Raw genomic sequence first — 4,205 nt, forward strand, 5'->3', positions numbered from 1 at the left:
TTGGCTCATAAGTTCATTGTACTTCATCAAAGCGCATTCCTCCCGGCACTGACCCTACGGGTACAGTGCGGGGCTCCTGCGATTTCTAGCTGATCGAATTGACGATCCAGTTGGCCCAGTTGATCTCAGAGGGAAGGCAGGGAATCTGTCGCCGAGATTCTCGAAAGCAGGGTAGGATACAGCAGCTTAGGCCAAGGTGTTGAGGAGAATGGAGCATGCGGTGGGAGTGGGGATCGGATCCGGATCCCAGTTGGCCAATTGGGGTGTTTGACAGCGGCTTGGGCGGGCTGACGGTTTGGCGAGCTTTGCGCCGTCGGCTCCCCCACGAACGGCTCATCTACTTCGGCGACACAGCGCGGTTGCCCTATGGGGAACGCTCGCCAGAGGAGATCCTGGCCTTTGTGCGGCAAATTCTGACGTGGATGCAGGCGCAGCCGGTGAAGCTGGTGGTGATGGCCTGCAATACCAGCTCGGCCTTGGCCCTAGAACAGGTGCGGCAGGAGTTTGCCCTGCCCGTTCTGGGGTTGATCCTACCCGGCGCCCAGGCAGCACTGGCCCAAGGATCCCGTATTGGGGTGCTCGCCACGGTGGCCACGGTCAAGAGTCGCGCTTACTCAAGAGCCATTCAAGAGTACAGCGCTCTGGATCCCAAACGTTTTCCGTACCCCGTTTACTGTTGGGAGCAGGCCTGCCCTGAGTTCGTCCCTCTCATTGAAGCCGGATGGCTGGATAGCCCTGCTCTGCGACAGGCGGCTGAACGCTACCTGCAACCGCTGTTGCAACAGGGGATCGATACTCTTGTCTATGGCTGTACTCACTACCCCCTGCTGGATCCAATCCTGAAGCCTTTGCTGCCGTCCTCGGTCAAACGGGTAGATCCAGGGATGGCGCTGGTGGGATCCCTGGCCCGCGAATTGAGCTTGTGGGGCTTGCGCCGCCCCTCGACCGCTGCCCAGGAGGAACCCCACCGTTTCTGTGTGAGCGGGGATCCAGAGCGATTTGCCCAGTTGGCCACTCCTTGGTTGGGCTTTCGGCCCCAGGTAGAACGGGTGGAATTGCCGGCTTTGGATGTCAGCAACTCCCTCCGCCCCTGAGCGCCCTTCTCCTCGGGGATAAAGATTGGGGGCCCCTCAACGGGTCATCACCTGCAAGGGGAAGCGCTCCGCCAGCTCCCCCTCCACTTTGGGAAGCCATTCCTCTTGGAACACCCACACCTGCCCCTGCTGTACACGGCCATCGGGGTTTTGCGTCAGCTCCAGCCAGTACACAAATTGGTTTCCCCGCAGCACCACCCCTTGGATGGCAAGGGCCAAGGTATAGCCCGGACTGCTTGCCAGAGCTTCTGGGGACGGGTAGCGAATCACCTCCACCGCCTGATCCAGATCGGCGGCGATCTCCGGCCCATAAACGTCGCGAATGGCTTGAAAGAGGTCTTCTGCCGTCAGTCCTTGGGGGCGAAAGAACGTCATCCGCTCCGAGCGAATCGTCTCCCGATCCAGCGGGTTGATGATCCGTCCCGGCGGAGCCACCGAAGCCAAGAACGTAAAACGGGATCTATCCGGCTCCACTCGGTTGATGTTCAGGGTTTCGCCCGGACGGGGCCGCAGCACAGGATTGTCCCTCACCCAGGCCGCCACCTGATCCGGAGATTGCCCAGGGATCCCCCAAGCTGCCGACCGAAGGCCCGCCACTGCCCAGCAGGCCATTGCCAAACCGGTTCCTCGCACCCAGCGCAGCCTTTTGCCCCAGCAGGACAGAGCCCTTGTTGGCTTTACACCCAAGACCGGCCAGCGATCGCAACGCACGTTCCCATTCCTCCGGGCAAACAACACAAAACTGAAAGAGATCAATTGAGGTAAGAGATCAATTAGGCGGGCATGGGCAGATCCATCCTCGATGCAAGCGCCCAACAGTCTTGCCCCTCCCCACTGTACCTGAAGATGTCGGCGCGCCTGTTGCGCCTGAGCGCGAGCATCACGGCCAATAGCTGCAAGGATCCCTCGGCAAGATACGCAGATCCCCGGCGGCTTATCCGCCAAAACGTAAAAAGTATCTTAAGATCAACGGTAAGCAAATCTCATACGCACTAGGTCAGCACCTCAGGAGGTAACCGATGGCTCTCGTTGCAATGCGGACGCTGCTGGATCATGCCGCCGAACATGGCTACGGCATTCCTGCCTTCAACGTCAACAACATGGAGCAGATCCAAGCAATCATGCAGGCAGCCCATGAAACCAACAGCCCCGTTATCCTGCAAGCCTCTCGAGGGGCACGCAAGTATGCGGGCGAGAACTTTCTGCGGCACCTGATCCTGGCGGCAGTGGAGACCTACCCCCACATCCCCGTCGCCATGCACCAAGACCACGGCAATAGCCCGGCTACCTGCTATTCCGCCATCCGCAACGGCTTCACCAGCGTCATGATGGATGGATCCCTCAAGGAAGATGCCAAAACCCCGGCCAGCTACGAGTACAACGTGGCCGTGACCTCCGAGGTGGTGAAAGTGGCCCACGCAATTGGGGTAAGCGTGGAAGGAGAACTGGGCTGCCTGGGATCCCTGGAAACGGGCCGTGGGGAAGCGGAAGATGGCCACGGCGCGGAAGAGGCGCTCAGCCATGACCAACTCCTCACCGACCCCGACCAAGCGGTGGACTTTGTGGAGCGAACTCAGGTGGATGCGCTGGCCGTAGCCATTGGTACCAGCCATGGCGCCTACAAGTTCTCCCGGAAGCCCACTGGTGACATCCTCGACATGGAGCGCATTGCTGAGATCCACCGCCGCCTGCCCAACACGCACCTGGTGATGCACGGTTCCTCCTCGGTGCCCAAGGAGCTGATCGACATCATCAACGAATACGGCGGCTCCATTCCCGAGACTTACGGTGTGCCGCTGGAAGAAATTCAGCGGGGCATCCAAAATGGAGTGCGCAAAGTAAACATCGACACCGACAACCGCCTGGCCATCACAGCTGCCGTGCGCCGCGCTCTGGCCGAGAATCCGAAAGAGTTTGACCCCCGCCACTTCCTCAAGCCTTCCATCAAGGAAATGCAAAAAGTCTGTGCTGAGCGCTACATTGCCTTCGGCTGTGCTGGCCATGGCACCAAAGTTCCGGTGGTTACCTTGGATGAGATGGCAGCCAAGTATGCTTCTGGAGCTTTGGCGGCTCAGGTGAAGAAGACCGTTGCGGTCTAGTCCCCACATCCTGCAAGAACTCTGGAATGCTTGCCGGGGCGCTTCCAGGGTTTTCCTTGGAGATCAGCTAGGTCACTGGACTCAGATTGGACAAATAAGGGGATCCAGCTGGGATCCCCTTTTGCTTTGGAGGAACTTGATGCGTTTTGGGGGTCAGGCAGCTTTTGCCGCAGAACGTTTTTCCGTCTCAATTTGATGGTTCAGCAACGCCAAGCTTAGGCAGTCCAACAGTTCCAGGTCAGCCTCAGAGTAGCGCCGCTGAAAGAGCAGCTCATTGATGCGGTTCTCTTGGCCCAAGCTGAGGAAGCTGCTGCGGAACACCTGCTCCACGATTTCTTGGATGCTGGAGGGCAGAGTAACAGAGTCAAGACTTGTATTCATGTCTGGTTCTGTTTGAGAGATGGTTTTTGAAGGGAGAAGACTATCTTTGCCAAGAGGTGAGGTAGCGCTGCTCGATGTCCTGCAGGGAAAGATGGGAAGCCCTGGGCCGCGGCTCATTCACGGAGGAGACATCGTTCTGCCACTTGAGGGATACTCCCAGCAGTGCTCCCAAAGAGAAGCTCTCGCTCAATAGGGCTGCTATGCGGTAAGTACGGTAGTCCAGGGTTAGATCTTCACTGACTTGCATCTGTGTTTCCTCCGTATTTCTAACGTTCATGCCCCTATCATAGCCTCGAGATCAGTGGAAGTACAGAGAAACATCGAGGATTTGCGTAGGCAATTTGTACGTTTCTTCTACGCGATTTGGCGGATATCGGTGGGATCCCAGGGGTCTTTGGGGCGGGTTCAGGGTTGAGTCAGGGATCCCAGCCCAGCAGAGCACAGATGTCCGCAGCCAGGGTGGCGGCGTTGAAGGGTTTGCCGATGAGACCATTGGCTCCAAGCTGAGCCAGAGAGGAGGGTGAAACTGGGAAATCGACATCCTCCCCGGCCTGAAGGCTGGAGATTCCTACCACGCTACGCATGGATGGCTCCTTGCGCAGTCGTCTCGGCGGGTTCCTGCTTCCGACCG

Annotated in this window: 5 protein-coding genes and 1 pseudogene; 2 read left to right on the forward strand and 4 right to left on the reverse strand. The window is 58.5% G+C overall.

Annotated elements, in window-relative coordinates:
* Positions 1 to 215 precede the first annotated feature (215 nt).
* Positions 216 to 1,094, forward strand: a complete 879-nt coding sequence (gene murI / locus ACVW0C_RS14140; RefSeq protein WP_457386033.1) for a glutamate racemase — start codon at positions 216 to 218, stop codon at positions 1,092 to 1,094.
* A gap of 36 nt (positions 1,095 to 1,130) precedes the next feature.
* On the opposite strand, the gene ACVW0C_RS14145 is transcribed toward murI, so the two are convergent.
* Positions 1,131 to 1,706, reverse strand: a complete 576-nt coding sequence (locus ACVW0C_RS14145; protein WP_457386035.1) for a hypothetical protein — start codon at positions 1,704 to 1,706, stop codon at positions 1,131 to 1,133.
* 407 nt (positions 1,707 to 2,113) lie between these two features.
* On the opposite strand from ACVW0C_RS14145, the gene fba reads away from it, so the two are divergent.
* Positions 2,114 to 3,193, forward strand: a complete 1,080-nt coding sequence (fba, locus tag ACVW0C_RS14150; RefSeq protein WP_011432022.1) for a class II fructose-bisphosphate aldolase — start codon at positions 2,114 to 2,116, stop codon at positions 3,191 to 3,193.
* 153 nt (positions 3,194 to 3,346) lie between these two features.
* Here the strand turns inward: fba and ACVW0C_RS14155 are convergent, their stop codons facing one another.
* The 3 genes and pseudogenes from ACVW0C_RS14155 to ACVW0C_RS14165 form a co-directional block, all read right to left on the reverse strand.
* Positions 3,347 to 3,574, reverse strand: coding sequence for a hypothetical protein (locus ACVW0C_RS14155; RefSeq protein ID WP_011432021.1), 228 nt, complete (start codon positions 3,572 to 3,574; stop codon positions 3,347 to 3,349).
* 40 nt (positions 3,575 to 3,614) lie between these two features.
* On the reverse strand, positions 3,615 to 3,821 hold the full coding sequence (locus ACVW0C_RS14160) for a hypothetical protein (protein ID WP_011432020.1): 207 nt from the start codon (positions 3,819 to 3,821) through the stop codon (positions 3,615 to 3,617).
* Positions 3,822 to 3,990: 169 nt separating this feature from the next.
* Positions 3,991 to 4,205: pseudogene (locus ACVW0C_RS14165) on the reverse strand (hypothetical protein); the annotation flags it as partial.

The organism is Thermostichus sp. OS-CIW-26, from assembly GCF_054058395.1.